We start from the raw sequence: 20611 nt of genomic DNA on the forward strand, positions 1-20611 counted from the left end.
TCGCGCTTGCACTCATGAAACAGTCACTCCGATTGATCAGGCGTTCGGGATATCAGACATCCTCAAACCAAAATACAATCTATGCAATTAGTCCATGCGGATTAGGGCACGTACAAGTTGCGTTATCCACCATGGAGGTACGCAACAATCGCTTGGACAACGTTTTGACGTCCGAAGCCCGGTCGCAACAGGCTGAACCCGGGTGTTTGCGGGCTACCGGAGACGGCTACGCTCCGAAGCGGTCAGGAACGGCCCGGCATCCGGATCCGGGGAGCTCGGGCCGAGCCGTCGATACACTCGATGCCGCCGCCCGAATTGACGGTGTGGAGCCGGCTCCCGGCCCAGGCCGGGCCGGGCTCGACGCGGCCGATCAGGGTCTGGGCGAACCCGTCCGGGTCCAAGCGGTCGATCCGCGCCAGCCCCAGGGCGCGGCCGTAGCCCGTGGCGCAATCCTGGACCGGGCGGATCAGCTGCCCGCCGCGCTCGACGATGCGCCCGGCCGGCCGGGCGGTCGCGGGATCGATCAGGACCGGGTTGGCCGGATGCGGCGTGTAGGGACCCCGGAAATCGGGGGCCGACCAGAGGCACAGCGCGTCGTGGTAGGATCCGGAGCCGGCGGGCGCCTCGGTGGCGGCATCGCGCAGTGTCGCGAACAGCCACCACCGGCCGTTCTGTTCGAGAAGCGTCGCATCGCTGGCGACCACGTCGGAGAGCAGCGTCGCCTCCTTCACCCAACCCCCGGGATAGCGGGTCGCCCGATAGAGATCGACCCGGCCGGCCGCGGAACTCTCCGGCACCATCCAGACCGCCCCGTCACGCTCGAACACGAACGGGTAGGAGAGGTGATGGGGCTCCTCCAGCACCGGCACGGGCGTGCCCTCGGGGCCGTTCGGGCCGAACCGGACGGCCGAGATGATCGCCTTGCCGGTCGCGTGCGGAAATTCCTCGACGAAGACGTGCGTGCTCCCGGCGTGGGCGAGCGGGAACGGGTCGGCATAGAAGCGGTGGCCGTCATCCGGCAGGTCGGTCCATCCGGTCTGGGGGTGACGACCGAGGTCGATCAGGTCCGGCCCGTCGAGGCGCCGCCAGCCGCAGCGCCAGTGCGGGGCGCGGTAGCAGAGGTGGTAGAGGCGGCGGATCACCGCGCCGGCCAGCATCCGCGCCGCGCGCGAACCGAGTTCGGTGCCCGACAACGTCCGCTCGGGCCCCGGGGACGGCTCGGACACGGCCGCGGGCGGATCGCTGCGTCCGGCGGCGCGGCGGCCGATCGCTGCGGCGATCAGGGTCACCGTCCGCGCCAGCGCGTCGTCGACGCCGGCCAACAGGATGCCGGGCCGGTCGGTGCCGAGCCGACCTTCGGCCTCGATGCGCCCATCCGCGATCAGCGTGGCCCGCGGGACCGCGCCGGCCAGAAGGCTCGCCAACAGGGCGTCGTCACCGCGCCGGCCGTCAAAGGCCAGATGCCAGATGCTGGGCCCGGCGGGTAAGTCGCCGCACAGGTCGATCGTCAGATCGGCCCTGGCGTCCTGCCGCCGCCATGGATCGAGGGCGGTCGGCGGCAGGCGCTCCGAGCCGATCCGCGGCAGACCGTGAATCAGCGCCTCCAGTCGGAACAGCAGCTCGACCGTGTCGGGCCACCCGTTCGGAACCGGCGCGGCGTCGACGCCGACGGTGCGGATCCCGGCCATCGCGGCGATTCGCTCCAACAGGGCGATCTGCCAGCGGCGCGGTTCGGCGCCGTCCAGGCGAACTCTCACATGCATGATGAGCGCCCTCGCGCAGCGCAGCGGTCCGACACGTCATGGCCGCGGATACGATCTAATTCCCAAACCCTAACGGGACCGATAAACCTGGCGGCAGCAAACTTCGGTGCAGGGCGTTTACCAGACGCCGAGTAATCGGTGCGTGCGCACACGACCCTCGGCAGTCTTGAGGGATTGTCAGCAGTCTGCGCGACTCTTGCAGTAGGAGATGGGGCCCGCGAGGGACCGACCGAGTTCGAGACGATGGTGACCGATCGTGGCACAGATCGACCGTAACATTGCCGTGGCGAGCTGGCTCCCGCCGGTCCATCCGGCACAACCGGAGCGGACGGGCCCGACCCGGCCCGACACCACCGCCGAGTTCGGCGACCTGTGGCGCATCCTGTGGCGGCGCAAGCGCACGGTGCTGGGGACCGCCCTGGTGCTCGGGCTGCTGGTCCTGGCCTATGCCCTGATCACACCGTCCCTCTACACCGCGACCGCGCAGATCCTGATCGACCCCCGCGACCGGCAGGTGGTGCTGAACGACGTCAATCCCGCCGCCCTGTCGCCGGACGGCGGCATCGCCCAGGTCGAGAGCCAGGTGAAGGTGATCGAATCCGACGCGGTCCTGGGCCGGGCCGTGACGCAGGCACGTTTGGAGAGCGAGCCCGGGTTCGGCGCGGCTCAGGACGGCCTAATATCCCGCAGTGTCGCGTCGCTGCGCGAGATGGTTCTCGGTCCCAAGGCGGAGCGGCCCGTCGATGCGCGCGGCCGGGCGCTCGACCAGCTACGGCGCAAGCTCGCCGTCAAGCGCGCCGACAAGGTGTTCGTGATCGACGTGGTCGTCACCACGGTGGATCCGGACCTGTCGGCCCGGATCGTCAACGCCATCGCGAACGCCTACCTGGTCGATCAGACCGAGGCGCGCTCCGACGCGGCCAAGCGCGCCTCGGGCGACCTGCGCGGGCGGCTCGACGAATTGCGCAACGCGGTCAACGCCGCCGACAAGAAGCTCGAGGACTACAAGGCCCGCAACGGCCTGATCGCGTCGAGCGGCCGGCTGGTGAACGAGCAGCAGCTCACCGATTCCAACGCCCGTCTGGTGGCGGCGCGGGCCCGGACCGCCGAGGCGAAGGCGCGCCTGCAGGGTATCAAGGATGCGCGCGGCCAGGCGATCGGCTCCGGGGCGATGCCGGAGGCCGTCCAGTCCTCGGCGGTCGACCGGCTGCGCGGCCAGTACGCCGAACTTGCCGCCAAGGAAGCGGACCTGCGCACCAACCTCGGCGAGCGCCATCCCTACATCGCCGCCGTACGCACGCAGATGCAGGATGTCCGCCGCCTGATCGACGCCGAATTGAACCGCATCGCCGGAGCCGCCGAGACCGAGTACCAGCGCGCCCAGGCCAACGAGAAGTCGCTCGCGGCCGACCTGGAGCGGCTGCAGCGGCAGTCGGCGGTGACCGCGCAATCCTCGGTCCAGCTGCGCGAGATGGAGCGGGAGGTCGAGGCGGCCCGCACCGTGTACAACACCTTCCTGGTACGCACCCGCGAGATCAAGGAACAGTCGGGCATCGACAGCTCGAATGCCCGCATCATCACGTCGGCCCGGCCGCCGCAGGACGCGAGCTGGCCGCCGCGGCTGATCCTGGTCGCCGCTGCGCTGGCGGGCGGCCTCGGCCTCGGAGCCGGCCTCGCGCTGACCCGGGAATACCTGGAGCCGACGGTGCTGTCGTCGCGTCAGCTGGAGCGGCTGTCGAACGCCCCCGTCGTCGCGGTGATCCCGAGCGTCCAACCGGGCGGCGCCAGCACGGCGGCCGCGAGCTTCACCCTGGACCACCTCGCCACCACGGCGGGCACGCGCGGCCGATCGCTGGCGCTGCTGGTGACGTCGGGCCAGGCCGAGGCGAACGAGCGCAGGGCGGTGATCGCGCTGCTCGCCTCGGTGGCCGTGGCGCGCGGCGACCGCGTGCTGCTGATCGATGCCGATCTCCGCACCGACAGCGCTGGCACCCCCGGCCTCCTCGACGTGCTGCGCGGTGAGCAGAGCCTCAACGCTGTCACGCAGGTCGATGCGAAGACCGGCGCCCGGCGGATCGGGCTCGGCGATACCCAGAAGCCGATCCGCGACGCGCTGGTCCCGACCAACATCGAGCGCTTTCTGGCCGGCGTGAAGGGCCGCTTCGAACTGGTGCTCGTCGATGGCGGCGTTCTCTCCGAGAACCTGCGTCTCGGCCCGATCGCGGCGGCGGCGGACCGGCTGCTGCTGGTCGTCTGCAACGGCGCCACCCGCCAGCGCGACCTGATCGACCTGGTCGACACCTCGGAAGCCCTGGGCCGGCCCGTCTCCGGCTCCCTGCTGCTCGACCGGCGCAGCGCGTGAGCACGGCGCGGCCCGCGGGCTTCGCGCACCGGCAGGCGGCGCGTTCGCGGCCGGAGACGCGCCTGCGCGGCCTGGACCGGCTCGAGGCGATGGCGTTCGTGCTGCTGACCGTGGTTCTGGTCGGCGTATCGGGCGGCTTGCTCTGGGCGCTCGGCCTCAACTACGACGGCATCAGCGGTTCGGCTCCCGCGAAGATCCATCCCGCGACCTACATGGTCGTCGCCTTGGTCGGCTGGACGATGCTGCGCGCGGGCAATCCGGTGATCCCGGTGGCGCAGGCCCTCAACCGCCGGCCGGCCTGCGTGCTGCTGGCTTTCTGCGGCGTGCTGCTGCTCGGACTGATCGCGGCCCGCGGCGGCACGGGCCTGGCCGGCTCGATCGACACCTTCGTGCTGGCCGGGCTTGTCCCGATCCTGCTGATGGACCGGGACGAAGCGACGCTTCGGCGGATCGAGACCGTCTTCCACCTGATGATGCTGGCCAACGCGCTGCTCGGCCTGTTCGAGTTCGCCAGCGGCCAGCGGTTCTTCCCGTTCCGGTTCGACGGCATGGCGTTCGAGACCGACACGCGCTCGGCCGCGCTCCAGGGTCACCCGCTCGTCAACGCGACGCTCACCGCCTGCTATATCCTGGCGCTCGCCAACGGCGGCGGCCGGCTGAACCCGGCGCTCCGGGCCGGGGTGATCGCCCTGCAGCTCGTGGCACTGGTGACCTTCGGCGGCCGGTCGGCCACGGTGACGACCCTGGCACTCGGCGGGGCGGTCGGCCTCTTCGCTCTTAATCGGACGCTGCGGAGCAACCGCATCCCCCTGATCGGGGCGGCCTGCGCATGTTTCGTGCTGACGGCGCTGCCGGTGATGGTCGCGGTGCTGGCGGCGGTGGGGTTCTTCGACACGCTGCTCAGCCGTTTCGTCTCGGACGGCGGCAGCGCCCAGGCCCGGGTCGACATGCTGGCGATCTTCGATGCCGTCCCGTTCCGGCAGCTGCTGCTGGCGCCCGACCTCCTGCAGGTGAGCACCCTGCGGCGGATCTACGGCCTGGAATGGGGCATCGAGAACTCGATCGTCTCCGACGTGCTCTACCACGGCATCCTGGTGACGACGCTGCTGGTCGTGGCGGTGGGCCTCTACCTCACGGAGATCGCGCGCAACTGCCGACGCGGCGTCTGGCTGCCGATCCTCACCTTCGTGATCCTGGTCAACACCTTCGAGGGCTTGGCCGGCAAGACCACCATGCTGGCGAAGTTCGCCCTGATGCTGATCGTGCTGTTTCCGCTCAATTCCCTGCGCACGCGGGCCTGAGGGCCGCTCACGGCCGCGCCGTCAGACCCAGTGCGGAGACCAGGGCGGGATCGACGACGTGCGCGTCGTCCATCAGGCCGAGGCCGTCGAACAGGTTCCAGAACGACCAGCCGAACCCCGCCTGCTCCGCCGCCCGCCGCACGTCGCCGAGATAGGCCGCGCGGTCGGGCGCCCGGGATGCGGTGTAGCGGGCGTCGGTGCGCACGGCCCCGAACTCGCCCATCAGGATCAGCCGGGCCGGGATCCCGTAGAGGTCGGCCCAGGCCGAGACCGGGGCCAACTCCTTCGCCAGATAAGCCGGTCCCGGCTCGGCCGCGAAGTAATCGCGCAGCTTCGCCTCGATCACCGTGCGGTCCCGGGCCTTCTCGGCTTCCGGGACCGCGCGGTCGGCAGCCATGCGGGCCCGGACCGCCGCCAGGGTTTCGGGCTGGCGCCCCGGAGCCCCGGGCCAGGGCACGGCGTTCAGCCAGCGATAGAACGGCTCTTCGGTGAGCCAGGTCGCGCCCTGGTGGGAGAACAGGTACGGCTCGTAGAAGTGGAAGGTGTAGAGCAGCGGCGCGAACCGGGCGAGGGATTCCGGGTCGAGGACCGACAGCCCGGAGACGAGGCTGCCGCAGGCGCCGGTCGCCACAAGGGTGAGCCCCGGCGCGGCGCCCCGGGCTGCGGTGAGGAGCGCGGCCTGGACCCGGTTCCAGGCCTCGGCCCCACAGCCTTGCGGCGGCTCGTTAACCGGCTCCAGGGCTACCCGCCCGATACCCTTCCGGACGCAGAGTCGGGCGAGGTCCACGATCAGCTCGCGATAGGCGGGGAACAGCGGCGCCCGGTCCGATCCGTAGAACGCGTCGGGCGTGTAATGATGCGTGGCGGCATTCGCCTGCACGTTGACGAGGACGCGCATCCCGGCAGCCAGCACGTCGTCGATCGCGGCCGAGAGCATGGCCATGAGGTCGGCTCGGCGCCCGCCCGTGAACGCCACGAACGGTCCGGGATCCAGGGGAAGCCGCGCGAAATCGAAGCCCAGCCCGGCCAGCCGGCGCAGGTCGTCGCGGGTCGGGGTCGGGCGGTCGGCCTGGAACGGCGGCCACGCGTAATCGATGCGCGGCGCCGGGAACTCCGTGGTCAGCGAGAACCAGGGCCACAGGGCGATGCCACGGCGCAGCGGAAGCGGCTCGGCTACGGCGGCGGCCGGGAGCGCACCGGCGCCGGCCACCGCGAGGCCGCCGGCCAGCACCGAACGCCGGTTCGCGCTCACATGTCGGTCCCGGCCGTGACGCGGGCGGGGCTCGCGTGGGTCCGGATGGGCGATGCGGCGAGTGCCGGGTAGCCGCCGACCCGCCGCAGCTCGCCTTCGTAGGCTGCCAACACGTCGTCCCAGCGGAAGCTTTCGGCACGCGCCCGCGCCGCCGCACCGGCCGCCGCGACCGCATCGTCGTCGGCGATCACGCGCTCGATCGCAGCGGCGCAGCTGTTGCCGTCCGTGAAGTAGAATTGGCCGTCGCCCGCAGTGTGGCGGTTGAACGGATTGTCGTGGGCGATCACCGCGTTGCCGGCCCAGAGCGCCTCGACCAGCGATGGGTTGGTGCCGCCGACCGTGTGGCCGTGAAGGTAGGCGCGGGCGTGGACCCGGAGGCTCTGGACCAGCTCCGGCTCATAGATCGCTCCCGGCATCAGCACCTCCAGTCCCGCGGCGTCCTCGACCGCACGGTGATAGGCGTTGCCGACCTTCAACGTTCCGAGCACCACCAGCCGCATGCCCCGCGGCTTGCGTGAGAACGCCTCGACGAGCGTCAGGATGTTGTTGTCGGGCTCGATGCGGGCGATCGACACGAGATAGCGGCCCGCCGTGAGACCGAGCGGGGGTGGGCCGAGATCCGCCGGCGGCGGGTCGCCTCCGTAAGGAATCGTCGCGATGGCGCGTCGCGGGCGGCGCCGGGCGAGATGGTCCGCAATCGCCGGATGGTCGGCCACGAGCCGCTGCGATGACCAGGCCGCGATCCACTCGCTCAGGTAGAAGAACGTCCGGACCGGCAGCGACCATTTCGGCCTGCGCCACTCGATCCCGTCCATGTTGGTGAGGATCCGGCCGCCGCGCGCCCAGAGGTAAGGCAGGAACGCCGCGCCGTTGTAGCCGAGCACGAGGCAGACGCCGCCCCGCGTCGCCGCGTCCTTCACGCAGACCGCATCGAAGGCGAGCGTCGCGGCCGGGCCGCGCAAGGCGACCTCCACGGTGATGAGTTCGATGCCGTTCCAGGTTCGGGTCGCGATTCGCTCCCGCACCCGGTCGACCTCCGCTTGGCAATACACGGCCACCCGCCAGCCGCGACCCGCCAGATAGAACGCGAGACGTTCCGCGAAAGTCTCGAAGCCGCCATGGGCGGCCGGAATGCCGCGTGTCCCAAGAATAAGTAGTGTGGGCACATCGACGGGCACGGCTCTTCCTTTCTTGTCAGCGACTCATATTGTACGGAGATAGGAATAACGGTCGCCTAAACAGGCGATACAACTCACAGTTGTTATAGACTGACAAGTATTCATCTTATGGTAGACAGTTCGATACTCACGACATCGTCTAGCCCAGTTGGCGCCCACAGCGCATCGCGTCCGTTGGCTTTTGGGCTGGAGACCCTGCAGCGTGGTGGGTTCGCCGCCGAGCCGGGCGCCGCCGGGACGACGGGCCGGTTCACCTTCGGCCGGGCCCGTGGCGATGTGCCGGTCACGCGCATCACCTGTGTCCACCAGGGTTTCGAACTCTACGGGTCCGATCGCTGCTTCATCGAGACGGTGCGGACCATCCGGGCCGCCCATCCGACCGCGCGGATCGACGTGGTTCTGCCCCGTCGCGGCCCGATCGTCGCGGCGCTCGAGCCCTATGCCAGCGCCATCGTGATCGAGCCCCTGTGGATCCTGCGACGCAAGAACCTCGCCCGGCTCGCGACGCTGGGGATGATGGCGCTGCCCTTCGCGGTGGCCCGGGCGCTCCGGCGCATCCGCGACAGCGACCTCGTCTACGTCAACACGACCGTGGTGGCCGACTATCTGCTGGCTGCCCGCCTGCTGCCGGGGCGCAGCATCGTGCACGTGCACGAGATCCCGGAAGGCGCCGTGTTGAAGGTCCTGCGCGGGCTGATCCGCTGGAGCGGGGCCAACGTGGTGTTCAATTCGCGCGCCACCGAGCGCGCCTACGCGCTGCCCCCGGAGGCCACGGCCCGGGTCGTCTATAACGGCATCGCGGGCCCGACCGAGCCGAACGACCGGGATTACGACGGCACGCGCCCGCTGCGGGTGCTGATGCTCGGCCGGATCAGCCGGATCAAGGGGCAGGACGTCCTGGTCGAGGCGCTGGCCTCCCTGCCGGAATCCGTCCGCAGCCGGATCGAATTACGGATCGTCGGCAGCGCCTTCGAGGATGCCGCGCGCGAGGAAGCCCTCGCCGCCCGGATCGCCGAGACCGGTCTGTCGAAGCAGGTCACGCTCCAGCCGTTCGTCGACGATCCGTCCGCGCTGTACCGCTGGGCCGACGTGGTGACGATGCCGTCGCAGCGGCCGGAATCCCTGGGCCGGGTCGCGATCGAGGCGATGTCCTACGGGGTGCCGCCGCTGGTGACCGACATCGGCGGACTCCCCGAGGTGGTAGCCGACGGCAAGACCGGGTGGATCGTCCCGCCGGGCGGCCCACAGCCGATCGCCGACGTGCTGGGCCGCATCGCCACCGATCCGGCCAGCTGGCGCGGCTTCGGCGCCGCGGCGCGGGTGCGCTACGAGACCCTGTTCTCGGAAGCCTCGGCGGCCGATGGGATCAACGGCATGGTCCGGGCGACCCTGCGGGGCGCGTTCAGCGCCGAGAAGGCGGTGACGGCGGAACAGACCGCGCGCCCGACGGTGTGATCGGAAGCCGCGGGCTCAAGCGCTCGGCGGCGGATACCCGGGCCGGACCAGCGATCATCAGTCGCGACCGATCTCCGGTGGACAATCGACGCGACAGTCAGATTCGGTAAGTACCAGTCGTCGATAATGGTCGACGGGCAGAACGTACGCGTTTTGGCGAAGCTCGAAGCGTCGGATCGGGAGCGGCCATCCGCATCGTCCGGGCGTCGGACATCGCAAGGTAGAGTCGGCGGTCCCCGTCGGCGAGCAAACCGGACCGGCGGAGGGAACGCCTCGTCATGGATGTCGTCGGCTTCATCACGCAGATCGTCGACAGGGTCTCCGCAGAGAACCTCGTCGCCGCGGGCCTGCTGTTCGCGACCGCGTTCGGCTGCGCGCTGATCGCCTACCTGCGGACGGCCGAACGCTATTCGTTCGCCGAGTTCTTCGAATTCGTGCTGCCGCACGAAGTGATGACTCATCCTTCGGCCCGGGCCGACCTGCTGTTCTACATCACCCGCAAGGCGATCATGCCGTTCCTGCTGATCCCGGCCGGGGTGACCTTCGTGGTGGCGGTGGGCTACGCGACCAACCGGGTGCTGGGCACCGTCTTCGGGATCGACCAGCCGGTCTTCGGCGATCCCGGGCCGGTGACCGTGGTGCTGTTCACCCTCACGATGCTGCTGGCCTACGACTTGTCCTACTACCTCTACCACACGGCCCAGCACCGCTACCCGTTCCTGTGGGAGCTTCATAAGGTCCACCACTCCGCCGAGGTGATGGTCGGCATCACCAAGGACCGGGTCCACCCGCTCGACGAGCTGATGAACCGCGCCTGGGACGGGGTGATCCCCGGGATCTGCTTCGGGATCTGGAGCCTGCTCGCGCTCAACCCGGTCGAGCTGACGGTGTTCGGGATCAACGTCTACATCATGCGCAACATCCTGATGATGGACTTCGTACGGCACACGCATTTCAAGATCTCGTTCGGCCGGCTCAACGCGGTCATCCTCTGCCCGCACTGGCACCAGCTCCACCACTCGACCGCGCCCCAGCATTACGACAAGAATTTCGGGTTGCTGTTCTCGTTCTGGGACCGTCTGTTCGGGACCCTTCACGTCCCGGATCCGAACGAGGATTTCACCTTCGGCCTCGTCGATCGGGATGTCGCCGACTATCAATCCCTGTCGGGGCTCTACGTGCTGCCGTTGAAAAAGATGGGCCGGCGGATCGTGCGGCAGGTGCGGCGCCTGCGCGGAATTCCGGCTCAGCCTCGCTCGGGCGCTTGACCATGTCTCCTGAACGTTTCGAGATCGTCCGCACCACCGACCGCCTCGCGGCCGTCGGACCGGCCTGGACCGACCTGTGGACCCGCAGCAATGCCCTGGTGTTCCAGAGCCATGCCTGGATCTCGGCCTGGTGGGCGAGCGCCCCCGACCGCGATCGCCGGGCGCTGGCGATCGTGCTGGCGTGGCGGGGCGAGACCCTGGTCGGCGTGCTTCCGCTCGCCACGGTGCGGCGGAAAGGGTTTCGCGTGCTCGAATGGGCCGCCAAGGATTGCTCCGACTTCGGCGACGCCGTGCTGGCCGACCGCACGAATGCTGGGCTGGTGTGCCGGATGTGGCGGCAGGCCAGCCGCGAGGGCGGCTTCGATCTGGCCTATCTCAACCGCCTCCTGCCCGACGCCGCCGCGCGGGCGCTGCTCGCCCCCGCCACAGGCGGCGTCCGGCTGCGGCTGAACCACCGCGACGAGGCGAACTGGCGGGTGCGCGGCCCCTGGCCGACCGGGCAAGCCTGGTTCGACGCACAGTCGAAGAAGACCCGCCAGAACTACCGCCGCGGCCAGAAGAGCATGGGCGAGCACGGGCCGCTGACGTTCCGGCTGCTCGGCCCCGAGGAGCCGCTCGGGCCGGTTCTCGACAGGCTGACCCAGTTCAAGCGGGCTTGGCTGGCGACTCACGACCTGCCGTCCACGGCGTTCTACGACGAGGGCTCGCAGGCCTTGCCCGCGATGGTCCAGGTGCTGGCCGCGACCGGGCTGCTGCACGCCTTCGTGCTTGAATGCGGCGGCGCCGTCGTCGCCGTCTCGATCAACTTCGTCCAGGCCGGGACGATGATGGCGTTCGTCACCACCTACGATCCGGCCTTCGAGCGCGGCTCGCCCGGCATGGTCCTGATGATGGACTACATCATGTGGTCGATCGACCGTGGGCTGCACACGGTCGACTTCCTGTGCGGCGACGAGGGCTTCAAGGGCCGTTTCGGCACCCAATCCCTGACCCTGGCCTCGATGATGGGCGGGCGCACCCCCCAGGGCGCGGCCGCGCATCTCGTCGACCGCACCCGCCACGCATTGCAGCAGCGCTTCGGCAAGGACGGCGCCGCGGAAGCGCCGCCGACCGAGGCCGCGGCGTGACGCGCTGAGGATCTCCGGACATCGCGCGCTCGGCGCGGGCGCGCGGTCGAATCATCCCTTGGCCGCCGCACCCCGTGGTCCCCGCGACAGGCCCCGGAACGCAGCCACCGACCAGGCCAGCGTCGCGATCTCCGAGGCCAGGAGCCCGACGAGCGCGGTGGCAGGGGGCAACAGGAGCAGGAGCGGCACCATGAGGGCGAAGCCGAGGGCGGCGCTCGCTACGGCCCCGGCCGTGATCATTCGGAAGGCCGCGGAGGCTTCGAGATAGGCGCGTGGAATCGCGTAGAGCAGCGACATCGTCACGACAGCCCAGACGCCGAGGCCGATCCAGCCCATGGGCTCGCCCGCGAAGCGCCCCTTGAACAGCACCCGCTCGATCAGCGGCAGGGTCGCGGCCATCAGCAACCCATAGACTAGGCAGGCGAAGGCGATCAGCAGGACGTAGCGCGTCACGAGCCGCCGGGCGGCCTGGATCTGCCCTACGGCCAGCAGGCTGCTTATCTCCGGCAGGACCATGTTCATCAGCGCGGACGTGGGAATGCGCAGCGGCGCGTACAGCACGAGCGTCGCGGCGATGGGCGCGTAGGCGGCGGGGCCGGCCAGCAGGGCGAACAGGAGCGTCAGGCCCTGGCCCTGGACGGTGAGGCTGGTGACGCCGGCCAGCGACCAGGCCAGGGTCCGCCAGATCGCCCGGTATCGCGCCCGCGCCCGGGCGTGGAGCGAAAGTCTGAGCCGCTCGCGCAGCGCCCCGTATGCCACCGCGATCGCGATGGCATGCGCCAGAGCGATGGCCAGGAGGGCGCGGTCCAGCAGCGCCTCGCCCTCGCCGCTCAGCCCTTGCCAGAGGAAGGCGGCGCCGCAGACCGCGTAGACGAGGTCGCTCAAGCCCGCGATCCGCGGCCGTCCGCGGGCGAGCAGCACGATCCGCAGATAGCTGCGGAAGCCGTAGAGGCCCACGAACGCCCCTGCACCCAGTGCGCCCAGACCGATCACGGGAAGAAGCGCCACGCCGGTGGCGAACGCCATCAGCACGGAGACCAGGGCCGCGCCGGAGCCGAACATCACGTCGTAGCCCAGCGCCGCCGGTCGGCCGAGACTCCGGGCGAGGTGGAGCGTCGCCGGCACCGTCACCAGGGCGCGGATATAGGTGATGCCGACTGCGCCGACCGTGAACACGATCGCGAACAGCCCGTAATCGTGGGCGTCGAGTTCGCGGACCAGCAGGATGTTCAGCGCGAAGTGGAACAGGCTCTGGATCAGCTCGCCGGACAGGATCACGGCGAACCGTCCCGACAGGGCTGCGCGCACGGAGGCGGTCAGGCGTAGGCTGCGGGCCGGCATGGGACGGGTCTCACCGGGGCGCGGCATGGGTCTCGACAGGAGGGTGTGGGCGGCCTCGTCCAAGGGGGACAATTGCCACGCCTCGACCCCGGGAACGTGGGTGGCGGTCCGCACGGGCATCCGCACGCACGCGACGGAGGCACGAAATCTAGCGGCCGGTCCAGTCCGTATCGTTCCGGGTCCTGGACCCCAGCACATCTCGGAGTGCGGCGAGACAGCGCGCGACGTCGTCCGGGTCGGCCCAGACATGCGGGCTGAGGCGCAGAGCGCCCGAGCGCTCGCTCGCGAAGACCCGTGCCGCCTGCAGGCGATCCATGAGCCCATCGGGCAGGCCGCCGGGCGCATGAACGCCGAGGATGTGGTCCGCGCGCAGATGCGGTGGCGCCACGGTGAGGCCGAGCGCCGTCACGCCCTCGGCGAGGCGATCGGTCAGATCCCGAAGCCGCGCGGCGATGGACGGGACGCCCCACGCGGCGATGAGGTCAAGCCCGCTCGCGGCCATGGACAGGGCCACGGGATCGTTCAACTCACCCCGGTCGTAGCGCCGGGCTCCGGCCGCCGGCGTGCGGTTTCCGATGTTGTCCTCGATCGGCAGGCCGTCCTGCCGATGGGGGGCGGCGTACAGGAACGCGACGCCGTAGGGGCCGAGCGCCCATTTGTAGGTCGGAAAGGCGAGGAAATCCGGCCGCCAGCGGGCCACATCCACGGGCATCGCCCCCACCGCCTGCGTCGCGTCGATCACCAGGGCCGCACCTGCCGCATGCACCGCCGGTGTGAGGCGGTCGAGGTCGATCAGGCTTCCGTCTGTCCAATGCAGGGGTGTCAGGGTGGCGATCGCGAGCGGCTTGTCCGACGGCTTGTGGATCGCCGCCAGCAGGGCGGCGGTCCAGTCGCCGTCCGGCGGCCGGGGAACTTCCTCGACGGCCAGGTCGTGCGCGGCCGCCAGCCGGTCGTAGGCGTAGCGCAGGGAGGGGAACTCGTCGGCGACTCGCAGCAGGCGCCCGCCCCGCGCGGGAGCGAGGTTACACGCGGCGGTCGCCATGGCGTGGCTCACCGAGCCGACGATCGCCACATCGTCCGCGCCCGCACCGATCAGGCGCGCCGCAGCTTCGCGGGTCCGCTCGGCGAGGGCCGGGAACGCCGTCCTGGGATGGTCCCAGGGTCGGCTCTTGGTCAGGATGCCGGCCTCGCCTGCAGCCCGGACGACGCGCGGCAGCGGCGACCAGGCTGCGGCATCCAGGTAGCTGACGTCCGCCGGCACCTCGAACAGGTGGCGCTGACTGGGAATCGCTTCGATACGCGGCATGATAGAGGCGAGCGTAGAGGATCGGACGGGCAGCCGCCATCGTCCGGGCTTGATCGCCCAGCCCCGATGCCGCAAGCCGGCGGACCACAGCCCCGCGAGGCACCCGTGCCGACCCGCTTCCTGCCAACGACCGACATCGCGTCACGATGGGACGCCTGAGCCGCGACTGCTTCGACGTTGCCCCCGCGCCCATGCGGGTCGCCGACGCGGTGACTCTGTTGCGCGCACGGCTGCCGATCCTGTCAGCCATCGAAACGGTCCCTGTCGACCGGTCCGATGGGCGCGTCCTCGCCGAGGATTTGATCGCTCCGATCGATCTGCCGCCGTTCGATAACGCGGCCGTCGACGGCTACGCCGTGCGCGCCGGTGACGTCGCGAATGCGGGCGAGACACGCCTGCCCCTGGGGGGCCGCGTCCCGGCCGGGCATGCGCCGGTCGATCCCGGGCCGGGCTTCGCGGTGCGGATCTTCACCGGAGCGCCGATGCCGCCGGGGACCGACGCGGTGGCGATGCAGGAGGATGTGCGGATCGACGGCGAGGCTGTGATCCTGCCGGCGGGCCTCGCCTCGGGGTCCAATCGCCGCCGGGCCGGAGAGGATATTGCGCGCGGCAGCCGCGCGATCCCGGCGGGCACCCGGCTGGGTCCGCGCCACCTCGCGCTGGCCGCCGCGCTCGGCCTGCCCGCCCTGCGCCTGCGCGTGCCGCTCAAAGTGGCGTTGTTCTCCACCGGCGACGAGTTGACCCCGCCCGGCCGGCCTCTCCCGGCCGCCGGCATCCACGACGCCAACCGGCCGATGCTCGCCGCCCTCTTGCGCAGGCTCGGGGCCGAACCCGCCGATCTCGGCATCCTGCGCGACGCGCCCGGCCCGTTGCGGCAGCGCCTCGAAGCCGCAGCCGCCGACCACGACCTGATCCTCACCACCGGCGGCGTCTCGGTCGGCGAGGAGGATCACGTCCGTGCCGCCGTCGAGGCGTCGGGCGGGCTGACCTTCTGGCGGCTGGCCATCAAGCCGGGCCGGCCCGTGGCGCTCGGCACCGTGGCGGGCACGCCGTTCGCAGGTCTCCCCGGCAACCCCGCCGCCGCCTACGTGACCGCCCTGGCGGTCCTCCGCCCCCTCGTCCTGCACCTGTCGGGCGCGCACGACGAGACGCCGACGCTGACCGTGCGAAGCGGCTTCGCCCAGGAGAAGCGCGTGGGCCGGCGCGAGTACCTGCGCGTCCAGATCCGCGTCGGCGCCGACGGCGTCGCGGAGGCGGTGCCGTCGACGGGGGGCGCCTTGTCCGGCCTGTCGGCCAGCGACGGGCTGGTGGAACTCGGCGAGGATCTGAGCGCGATCCGTGTGGGTGATCCGTTGCCATACCGGGCGCACGGGGATCTGGGGTGAGTCTTGGGGATGGGTCTTGGGCATGCGTCGGGTGACGACGCTCTCAACAATTGGCGGCGCGCGTATATACTCGCACGTATATACGCGGAGGCTTGTATGAGGCGGACTCGGGTGTTTCAGTCGGGCAACAGTCAGGCGGTGCGACTGCCCGCCGGCTTCCGCCTTCAAGGCCCGGAGATCGAGATTCTCCGCAGGGGCGATGAAATCGTGCTGCGTGAGATCCGGACGCACGACCTAACGGCCGCCTTTGCGCTCCTGACCGAGCTTCCGATCGACGAACTCGTCCGTGAGGACGCGCCGCCGCAGGATCGCGACGGCTTATGAAGCCGCGCTACATGCTCGATACCAACATCTGCATCTACATCCGCCGCGCACGGCCGCCACAGGTACTCGAACGGTTCCGCGACCTGCGACCGGGCGAGGTGGTGATATCGCCGATCACCCATGGCGAGTTGCAGTTCGGTTTGGAGAAGATCCGGGATACACCCGGATTCGATGCGGCCTTGCGGGCCTTTGCCAGGCTGACGGAGATGATCCCGGTCGTCACCCCGGGCGAAGCGACTGCAGCGCATTACGCGGCGTTTCGCGCCAAGCTTCAGAGGGCCGGCTTGATCATCGGCAACAACGACCTCTGGATCGCGGCGCACGCGAAGGCGCTCGATGTCATTCTCGTGACCAACAACACGCGGGAGTTCGATCGCCTGAAACCTGCCCTCACAATTGAGAACTGGGCCGCGCGGGGGAGCGTATCCGGCGCTTAGTCGGATCCCCCCTCGTCACGCCCAGGACAGCACTTCACGGCCCACCGCCCCCGATATCCGGCGGGACACCGCGCCCACCAGCCTGTAGAGCGTCAAATCCGTCCCTGCCCGACCCGTTCGAGATCCCGTGCCCCTGCTCGCAGACCGCGCCCCCGCCAAAGTCAACCTCACGCTCCACGTGCTCGGGCGCCGGGCCGGAGACGGCTACCACGAGTTGGAGAGCCTGGTGGCCTTCGCGGGGACCGCCGACCGCCTGACCCTCCACCCCGGCGCCGCGCTCGGCCTCACCGTCAGCGGTCCGACCGCCGGTCCGGCCGGTCCGACGGACGACAACCTCGTCCTGCGCGCCGCCCGCGGGCTGGCGGCACGGGTGCCGAACCTGCGATTGGGGGCGTTCCATCTGGTCAAGCGCCTGCCGGTTGCGGCCGGCATCGGCGGCGGTTCGTCGGATGCCGCCGCGGCCCTGCGGTTGCTGGCGTGTCTCAACGACCTGCCGCTCAATCATGCAGCCCTGATCGCCGCCGCGCGCGAGACCGGGGCCGACGTGCCGGTCTGCCTCGACCCGCGGGCCCGCATGATGCGTGGCGCCGGGGAGGAGATCGGCCCCGTGCTGGGGCTCGCGCCGCTGCCGGCCGTGCTGGTCAATCCCGGCGTGCCGGTGCCGACCGCTCCGGTGTTCAAGGCCTTGGGCCTCGCGGTCGGGCAGACGCGCGACGGCGCGGCCCATCCCGAGATCGCCGAGGGGCTCAGCGCCGACGCCCTGGTGGCGTCCCTCGCCCCGGCCCGGAACGACCTGGAGGCGCCAGCGCTCACGGTCGCCCCGGTGATCGGCGAGGCCCTGGCGGCCCTGCGCGCGCGGGACGGATGCCGCCTGGCACGGATGTCCGGCTCGGGTGCGACGGTGTTCGCGCTGTTTGCTGACCGCCGCGCGGCGGTGCGGGCTGCCGCCGCCTTGCGGACCGCGCATCCGAATTGGTGGGTGGCGCCGACCTTCCTGCGCTGAACGGCGCGTCGCACCTGCCCTCAGCCCCCTGCCCCCTGCCCTCAGCCCCCGCTTGCCTCCGCGCGGATGCGATTCCGGCGGAAATACGCCCGGCGCTCGGCCTCGGCGCGGACCGTCGCGGCGCGCACCTGCAACAGGTCCTTGCGGGTGAGCAGCCCGACCAACTCACCGCTCTCCGGGTCGGTGACCGTCAGGCGGCCTTGGCCGGCCGACAGCATCACGTCGAGGGCGTGCGATACCACATCGCCCGGATGGACCGATGCCAAGCCAGCATCCGAGACGCGCTCGGCGAGGGTCTCGTCGGCCGCGTCATCCTCCCGCGTCTCCATCGTCCAGCGGAGCGCGTCGTCGCGCGTGACCAGGCCTACCGGCCGACGGCCGCCGTCGAGTACCGGATAGGCGTGGTGGGGACCGGCGGTGATCGCCGCCACAGCCTCGGCCACCGGCAGATCCCCCGCGAGGGTGGCGACCTTGCGGGTCATCACCGCCTCGACCCGGGCCAAGTCGTAGGGATCGATGCCGTATTCCCGGGTCACGTGCTGTCCCCGCCGGGCGATCTTCTCGGTGAGGATCGAGCGCTTGAGCAGCAGCACGGTCACCGCGTAGGCCGCCATGGTGGCGGCGAGCAGGGGTGCCAGGGCGGCGACGTCGCCGGTCACCTCGACGGCGAACACCACTCCGGTCAGTGGCGCCGGCAGGGTCCCACCGAGCATCGCCGCCATGCCGAGCAGCGCCCAGAACCCATGCGCACCGGGGAGGACGAGGCCGATCAGCCAGCCGATCGCGCCACCCAGGATCAGCAACGGTGCGAGCACGCCCCCGGACGTGCCCGACGACAGCGCGGCGAGCCAGATCACCGCTTTCACGACGAGGATCATCAGCACCGCTCCGGCCAGCATGTGCCCGGACAGCAGATCGCGGATCACATCGTAGCCGACACCGAGCGCCCGGGGCTCCACCAAGCCGCCGAGGCCGACCACGAGGGCGCCCAAAGCCGGCCACCACATCCAGTGGATCGGCAGCCGGCCGAACCCGTCCTCGAGGGCGTAGAGCGCGCGCGTGAGCACACCGGAGATCAGCCCGCAGGCCAGCCCGAGCGCTGCACAGGCGGGCAATCCCCACCACGGCAGCGCCGGATTGTCGGTGAAGGGGAAGAGCGGGCCGGCCTCGAACAGGGCGGGCCGCCAGCAGGCCGCCGTCACCGCACCGACCGTGACCGGCACGAGGCTGCGCGGGCGCCACTCGAACAGCAGCACCTCGACGGCGAGCAGCACGGCCGCCACGGGCGTACCGAAGATCGCCGTCATGCCGGCCGCGGCGCCGGCCACCAGCAGGGTCTTCCGTTCGGATGCGCTCAGATGGAAGAACTGCGCGAACAGCGAGCCCACCGCGCCGCCCGTGACGATGATCGGTCCCTCGGCGCCGAACGGCCCGCCCGTGCCGATCGCCACCGCCGAGGAGAGCGGCTTCAAGACAGCCACCTTGGGCGACATCCGGCTGCCGCCGATCAGGATCGCCTCCATGGCCTCCGGGATGCCGTGGCCACGGATCTTCTCCGAGCCGTAACGCGCCATCGCACCCACGATCAGCGCGCCGATGACCGGAATCGCGATCATCCACGGCCCCGGCGTCGCGCCGGCGAGTGACGTCAGAGCGGTGTCGAAGCGGCCGTACCAGGCGAGATTGGTCACCAGGCCGATCAGCGTGAGCAGGATCCAGGCGGTGGCGGTCGCAGCCGTCCCGGTGATCGCCGCGAGCGCGGCCAGCGCCAGAACCCGCCGATCCGCGCTGAAATCGCCGAGCACCCGCCGCAATGGCCTGCCAGCGCCGTGCGCGATGTCCTGTCCGCCGTCCATACAGCCCTCCGTCCTTCACGGCCCAATTATATCGTAGCACGATATATTCAATGACGTCCGGACCGGAACGGGGTGCTACGGGCCCGGGAAGCCCTTATGGATCCGGACGCTATAAGGCCGAACGTCCAGAACCGGCACCAGGGAGATTACCGTGGCTTGCGAGGATCCTCAGACCGCGCCGCTGTCCCAGGAGCAGTACGCCGCTCTGGCGGAATTCCGATACCGACTGCGGCGCTTCCTGGCCTTCAGCGAGGCGGCGGCAGGCCGGGCCGGCATCCCACCTCAGCAGCATCAGGCACTCCTGGCCTTGGCCGGCCATGCCGGGCGCGCGCCGCCGACGGTGGGGCTGCTGGCCGAGCAACTTCTGATCGCTCCGCATACCGCGGCCGAACTCGTCGCCCGGATGGTCGTTGGCGGCCTGCTTACGAAGGGACGCGCCGCCGAGGATCGACGCCGGAGCGAATTGGCGCTCACGCCCCGGGCCGAAACCCTGCTGCGCGATCTGACCGCTGCGCACCTGGAGGAGTTGCGCGGCCTGGTGCCAGCGCTCTCGGGCGCGCTCCATCCCGCGGCGACTTGACGCATAGGGGGTTGGATGGTCTTTTTCCGTAGGGGGGGGAGCGGAGATGGCGGATCCTGACAGGTCGGCGGCGCACCGCGCCAAGCTCCGCGGGTTCTACACGTCGCTGGTGGCCAACCCGAATGCGGCCGACCCGCGCGTCGCGGCGGCCTTCGCGGCAGTTCCTCGGGAGCCGTTCGCCGGCCCGGGGCCCTGGTCGATCCTGGCCGCACATGTCTGGCGATCTCAGGATCGCGGCCCGCTCTACGTGACCACCCCGGACGACGACCCCGCCTTCCTGTATCAGGACGTGCTGGTCGCCCTCGACGCAGCAAGCGGCATCAATATCGGACAGCCCAGCCTGCACGCCCTCTGCCTCGATGCGCTCGCGCCCCGGCCCGGGGAGACCGTGGTCCAGGTCGGGACAGGCAGCGGGTATTATACGGCGCTCCTCGCCCATCTCGTCGGGCCGGACGGCCATGTGTGCGGCTTCGAGATCGACTCCGGCCTCGCGGAGCGGGCGGCGCGCAATCTCATCCCCTGGCCGTGGGCCCGGGTCGATGCGCGCTCCGGCGTAGACGGGAGCCTCCCCGAGGCCGACGCGATCTACGTCAATGCCGGGGCACCGCGCCCTCAGGACGATCGCTTGAAGGGGATCAGGCGGTCTGAGTGACGATGGCTCTGAGGTAGTCGT

Annotated in this window: 17 protein-coding genes; 11 read left to right on the forward strand and 6 right to left on the reverse strand. The window is 70.6% G+C overall.

The window, feature by feature from the left end:
- Window positions 1-242 precede the first annotated feature (242 nt).
- On the reverse strand, window positions 243-1763 hold the full coding sequence (locus MFF40_RS15075; RefSeq protein ID WP_238261077.1) for a glucosamine inositolphosphorylceramide transferase family protein: 1521 nt from the start codon (window positions 1761-1763) through the stop codon (window positions 243-245).
- A gap of 256 nt (window positions 1764-2019) precedes the next feature.
- On the opposite strand from MFF40_RS15075, the gene MFF40_RS15080 reads away from it, so the two are divergent.
- Both MFF40_RS15080 and MFF40_RS15085 read left to right on the forward strand, forming a co-directional pair.
- Window positions 2020-4125: a GumC family protein gene (locus MFF40_RS15080; RefSeq protein WP_147853507.1), complete on the forward strand. Its 2106-nt coding sequence runs from the start codon at window positions 2020-2022 to the stop codon at window positions 4123-4125.
- A complete protein-coding gene (locus MFF40_RS15085) occupies window positions 4122-5426 on the forward strand; it encodes a VpsF family polysaccharide biosynthesis protein (protein ID WP_238261079.1) in 1305 nt (434 codons plus the stop codon). Before MFF40_RS15080 ends, MFF40_RS15085 begins: the two co-directional genes overlap by 4 nt.
- 7 nt (window positions 5427-5433) lie before the next feature.
- Here the strand turns inward: MFF40_RS15085 and MFF40_RS15090 are convergent, their stop codons facing one another.
- Together MFF40_RS15090 and MFF40_RS15095 are read right to left on the reverse strand one after the other, a co-directional pair.
- The gene (locus MFF40_RS15090) at window positions 5434-6678 is read right to left on the reverse strand and encodes a glycoside hydrolase family 5 protein (protein ID WP_238261081.1); all 1245 of its coding nucleotides are present in this window, start codon (window positions 6676-6678) and stop codon (window positions 5434-5436) included.
- Entirely contained in the window at window positions 6675-7856 is a 1182-nt protein-coding gene (locus MFF40_RS15095) for a DUF1972 domain-containing protein (RefSeq protein WP_238261083.1), read from the reverse strand. The genes MFF40_RS15090 and MFF40_RS15095 overlap by 4 nt, the downstream gene beginning before the upstream one ends.
- Window positions 7857-8030: 174 nt before the next feature.
- On the opposite strand from MFF40_RS15095, the gene MFF40_RS15100 reads away from it, so the two are divergent.
- From MFF40_RS15100 to MFF40_RS15110, 3 genes are all read left to right on the forward strand, one after another.
- Complete coding sequence (locus MFF40_RS15100; RefSeq protein ID WP_147896611.1) at window positions 8031-9311, forward strand: glycosyltransferase family 4 protein; 1281 nt, start codon at window positions 8031-8033, stop codon at window positions 9309-9311.
- Window positions 9312-9589: 278 nt separating this feature from the next.
- On the forward strand, window positions 9590-10579 hold the full coding sequence (locus MFF40_RS15105; RefSeq protein ID WP_147896610.1) for a sterol desaturase family protein: 990 nt from the start codon (window positions 9590-9592) through the stop codon (window positions 10577-10579).
- A 2-nt stretch (window positions 10580-10581) separates the two neighbouring features.
- Window positions 10582-11706, forward strand: a complete 1125-nt coding sequence (locus tag MFF40_RS15110; RefSeq protein WP_147896609.1) for a GNAT family N-acetyltransferase — start codon at window positions 10582-10584, stop codon at window positions 11704-11706.
- Between the two features lie 51 nt (window positions 11707-11757).
- On the opposite strand, the gene MFF40_RS15115 is transcribed toward MFF40_RS15110, so the two are convergent.
- On the reverse strand, window positions 11758-13161 hold the full coding sequence (locus MFF40_RS15115; RefSeq protein WP_238261086.1) for a lipopolysaccharide biosynthesis protein: 1404 nt from the start codon (window positions 13159-13161) through the stop codon (window positions 11758-11760).
- Between the two features lie 34 nt (window positions 13162-13195).
- The gene (locus MFF40_RS15120; protein ID WP_147896608.1) at window positions 13196-14353 is read right to left on the reverse strand and encodes an aminotransferase class V-fold PLP-dependent enzyme; all 1158 of its coding nucleotides are present in this window, start codon (window positions 14351-14353) and stop codon (window positions 13196-13198) included.
- Window positions 14354-14499: 146 nt separating this feature from the next.
- Here MFF40_RS15120 and MFF40_RS15125 point away from each other — a divergent pair, with 146 nt between their 5' ends.
- The 4 genes from MFF40_RS15125 to MFF40_RS15140 all read left to right on the forward strand — a co-directional run bounded on the left by MFF40_RS15125 (window position 14500) and on the right by MFF40_RS15140 (window position 17502).
- Complete coding sequence (locus MFF40_RS15125) at window positions 14500-15738, forward strand: molybdopterin molybdotransferase MoeA (RefSeq protein WP_147896607.1); 1239 nt, start codon at window positions 14500-14502, stop codon at window positions 15736-15738.
- 111 nt (window positions 15739-15849) lie between these two features.
- Window positions 15850-16062 (forward strand): antitoxin, encoded by a 213-nt coding sequence (locus MFF40_RS15130; RefSeq protein WP_378994836.1) that lies wholly within the window; start codon window positions 15850-15852, stop codon window positions 16060-16062.
- Window positions 16059-16499, forward strand: coding sequence for a type II toxin-antitoxin system VapC family toxin (locus tag MFF40_RS15135; RefSeq protein ID WP_147855773.1), 441 nt, complete (start codon window positions 16059-16061; stop codon window positions 16497-16499). Before MFF40_RS15130 ends, MFF40_RS15135 begins: the two co-directional genes overlap by 4 nt.
- Before the next feature lie 127 nt (window positions 16500-16626).
- Window positions 16627-17502, forward strand: coding sequence for a 4-(cytidine 5'-diphospho)-2-C-methyl-D-erythritol kinase (locus MFF40_RS15140; RefSeq protein ID WP_147855774.1), 876 nt, complete (start codon window positions 16627-16629; stop codon window positions 17500-17502).
- A 41-nt stretch (window positions 17503-17543) separates the two neighbouring features.
- Here the strand turns inward: MFF40_RS15140 and MFF40_RS15145 are convergent, their stop codons facing one another.
- Window positions 17544-19358, reverse strand: a complete 1815-nt coding sequence (locus MFF40_RS15145; RefSeq protein WP_147899574.1) for a chloride channel protein — start codon at window positions 19356-19358, stop codon at window positions 17544-17546.
- A 151-nt stretch (window positions 19359-19509) separates the two neighbouring features.
- Between MFF40_RS15145 and MFF40_RS15150 the strand changes: the two genes are divergently transcribed.
- Both MFF40_RS15150 and MFF40_RS15155 read left to right on the forward strand, forming a co-directional pair.
- A complete protein-coding gene (locus MFF40_RS15150; protein ID WP_147855776.1) occupies window positions 19510-19938 on the forward strand; it encodes a MarR family winged helix-turn-helix transcriptional regulator in 429 nt (142 codons plus the stop codon).
- A gap of 46 nt (window positions 19939-19984) precedes the next feature.
- Window positions 19985-20590, forward strand: coding sequence for a protein-L-isoaspartate O-methyltransferase family protein (locus tag MFF40_RS15155; protein WP_238261088.1), 606 nt, complete (start codon window positions 19985-19987; stop codon window positions 20588-20590).
- Window positions 20591-20611 lie beyond the last annotated feature (21 nt).

This window comes from Methylobacterium mesophilicum, from assembly GCF_022179445.1.
GTDB lineage: Bacteria > Pseudomonadota > Alphaproteobacteria > Rhizobiales > Beijerinckiaceae > Methylobacterium > Methylobacterium mesophilicum.